The sequence below is a fragment of the Faecalibacterium tardum genome (genome assembly GCF_040096515.1).
Lineage (GTDB): Bacteria > Bacillota > Clostridia > Oscillospirales > Ruminococcaceae > Faecalibacterium > Faecalibacterium tardum.
Window position 1 is genome coordinate 1 of sequence record NZ_JBBMEO010000078.1, and the last position, 2,638, is coordinate 2,638.

The window sequence follows — 2,638 nt, forward strand, 5'->3', positions numbered from 1 at the left end:
ATTTCGTTAAGAAGCTATGAAGAAACTGTAAAAAGGAAGCGGAAAATTCTGGAAGATTTTGTGATAAAAAATTACGCTCCGGTGTCTCTGCTTTATAAATAAAATTTCAGTACGAGCTCAGCCCAAGGCTTACGTCCAGCGCCTGATCCACCCGCTTCTGGTCGGCAGCGGTGATCTGCCCGGCGCGCTCCCGCAGGCGGTGTTTATCCAGCGTGCGGATCTGCTCCAGCAGCACCACGCTGTCCTTGGCAAGGCCGGTGTCTGCCGCCCGGATGTTGATGTGGGTGGGCAGGCGGGTCTTGTCCAGCCGGGATGTAATGGCCGCCGCGATCACGGTGGGGCTGTGCCGGTTGCCGATCTCGTTTTGTACGATCAGCACCGGGCGCACACCGCCCTGCTCCGAGCCCACCACTGGCGAAAGATCGGCGTAGAAAACTTCTCCTCTGTGTACCTCCATGGAATCTCCCTCCTGTTTGTCTGGAGGATGTGCCCCGCTATGTGATGCGTCCGGCGCATCCTGTCTGCTCTCAGTATGCGCAGGCGGGGTGCGGCTTATGCAGTGCGGGGGCGATATTCCATTGTATGCACAAAGGGCAGTCAGTTTTCCTCTTCCAGCGTGCAGAAGGCCAGCGCCATGCCGCCCTCGTGGCTCAGGGAGAGCCGGGCGCGCAGCCGGTGCTGCGCCACCCATGCGGCGGTCTGCCCGCTGAACCGGTAGGCCGGAGCACCGTTTTCCTGCCGGACGGCCTCGATCTCGCACAGGGAAAAAGGCTCCCGCAGACCGGTGCCCGCCGCCTTGAGAAAGGCCTCCTTGGCAGCAAAATCTGCGGCGGCGCTGGCAAGGCGGTGGGCGTTCAGCGGCGCGGGGGATGCTTCGCAAAGCCCCAGTGCCGCCTGCTCAGCCGGGCCGTATACCCGGCGCACAAAGGCCGCCGCGTGGGCAGAGGAAAGGCTTTTTTCCAGATGGGAAAGGCTGCACAGGTCGCAGCCGATGCCGTAAAGCATACAAAGGCTCCTTTCGCGGGCAGAATGCCGCCCGGACATCGTTCATCTTGCCGGAACAATGCTGGAAATTTTGTACAGGATGTGCAAATCCGGCGTAATTATCTTGAAGTTTCGGCGCAATTCGTGTACAATGGGGCTAGTTTCAACCGAAGGGGGTGTATTGCGTGGGAGACGCAACCGCGATTTTCTCCATCCACGATAAAAAGGACTATGAGATCCACGAGATCGTACAACAGGTGTACGATGCTTTGAAGGAAAAAGGCTATAACCCGGTCAATCAGCTGGTGGGCTACATTTTGTCCGAAGACCCTACCTACATTACGACCTATAAGAATGCCCGTGCCATGATCCGCAAGGTGGATCGTGACGATCTGCTGCAGGCTATGCTGCGCAGCTACCTTAACGTGTAATACAGTCCTTTTCAGCTCCGCTGTCTTGCAAGACGGCGGGCTTTTTTATTGCAGATGCAGTTTTCCTCTGAAAATGGTCAAAGCGCAAGCGGAGCACATTTTAATTGTTTTCCACCAGCGGCAGGGTGAAGATCTGGTTCACCACCACCTCGTACTCCCACGGCTCCCGCAGCTTTTTGAGCTGCTTTTCCAGCTTTTCTGCCCCGGCAAAGCAGTGGATGAGGTAGAACCAGTGCCCCTTCATCCGGCTGATGGCGCAGCCTGCGCTGCCAAACAGTTCAGTGTAGCCGTGGTACAGGTCGGTCAGGTAGCCTCGCAGCTCTTCCTTTGTGGCGGGCGCACCGCCTCGTGCTTTGCGGAAGAGCGCCGGGTCGGCGATCAGCCCACGCCCCACCATGATGCCGGACAGGGCGGGAAATTCCTCTTCCAGCGCGTGAAGCTGGGCGGCGGTGGTCACATCGCCGTTGTAGCACACCGGCATGGTGCACCGGGGCAGCGCAGCCGCAAAGGCGGCGCGGTCGGCCTGCCCGCGGTACTGCTGCCGCATCACCCGGGGATGGATGGTCAGCTCCGAGATGGGGTAGCGGCTATAAATTTCCAGAATGGCGGCAAACTCCTCCGGTTTCTCTACCCCCAGCCGGGTCTTGACCGAAACAGGCCCTTCAGCGTGGGAGAACACCCCGTTCAGAAAGGCGTCCACCTTGGCAAGGTCCCGCAGCATCCCGGAGCCCTTGCCCTTGGCAGTCACCGTTCCGGCGGGGCAGCCCAGATTCAGGTTCACCTCGGTATAGCCCAGCGCCCGCAGCTGACCAATCATCCATGCAGCCAGTTCGCCGTCTTTTGCCAGCAATTGCGGGATGACCGGCGCACCCGGGTTTGCCTCCGGGGCAAGCTCTGCCATCTTCTTTTTAATGAGCACCCGGTTTTCCGGCGGGGAGATAAACGGCGCATAATAGCGGTCGGCAGCGCCTTGTGCGCCGAACCATTTCTGATGGGTCTGCCGCCAGACCCGGTCTGTGAAGCCCTCCATGGGGGCAGCATAATAAAGCATGGGCGTTTCTCCAAACGATTTTTTGTTACCGGTATTGTAGCATAAAATTGCGTGAGGGGAAAGGGGAGGGGACGGGGGATGTTCTCTTTTGACAATCCGCTATCCCGAAAATATAAAATAAATTTTCCGCTGAAAATGCCCAAAGCGCACGCGGCGGGCATTCCAAATCGTC

Annotated in this window: 4 protein-coding genes; 1 reads left to right on the forward strand and 3 read right to left on the reverse strand. The window is 58.4% G+C overall.

The features are described from left to right. Window positions 1-106: 106 nt before the first annotated feature. Window positions 107-457 carry a type II toxin-antitoxin system PemK/MazF family toxin gene (locus WMO44_RS14705; protein WP_005921241.1) on the reverse strand — a complete coding sequence of 117 codons (351 nt, stop codon included), beginning with the start codon at window positions 455-457 and terminating at the stop codon, window positions 107-109. Window positions 458-597: 140 nt separating this feature from the next. Beyond that, on the reverse strand, window positions 598-1,005 hold the full coding sequence (locus WMO44_RS14710) for a holo-ACP synthase (protein ID WP_349153021.1): 408 nt from the start codon (window positions 1,003-1,005) through the stop codon (window positions 598-600). Window positions 1,006-1,169: 164 nt separating this feature from the next. Here WMO44_RS14710 and WMO44_RS14715 point away from each other — a divergent pair, with 164 nt between their 5' ends. Beyond that, window positions 1,170-1,415, forward strand: coding sequence for an IreB family regulatory phosphoprotein (locus WMO44_RS14715; protein ID WP_005921243.1), 246 nt, complete (start codon window positions 1,170-1,172; stop codon window positions 1,413-1,415). 100 nt (window positions 1,416-1,515) lie between these two features. Here WMO44_RS14715 and WMO44_RS14720 read toward each other — a convergent pair whose 3' ends face one another. Beyond that, entirely contained in the window at window positions 1,516-2,466 is a 951-nt protein-coding gene (locus tag WMO44_RS14720) for a tRNA dihydrouridine synthase (protein ID WP_349153022.1), read from the reverse strand. Window positions 2,467-2,638: the final 172 nt, after the last annotated feature.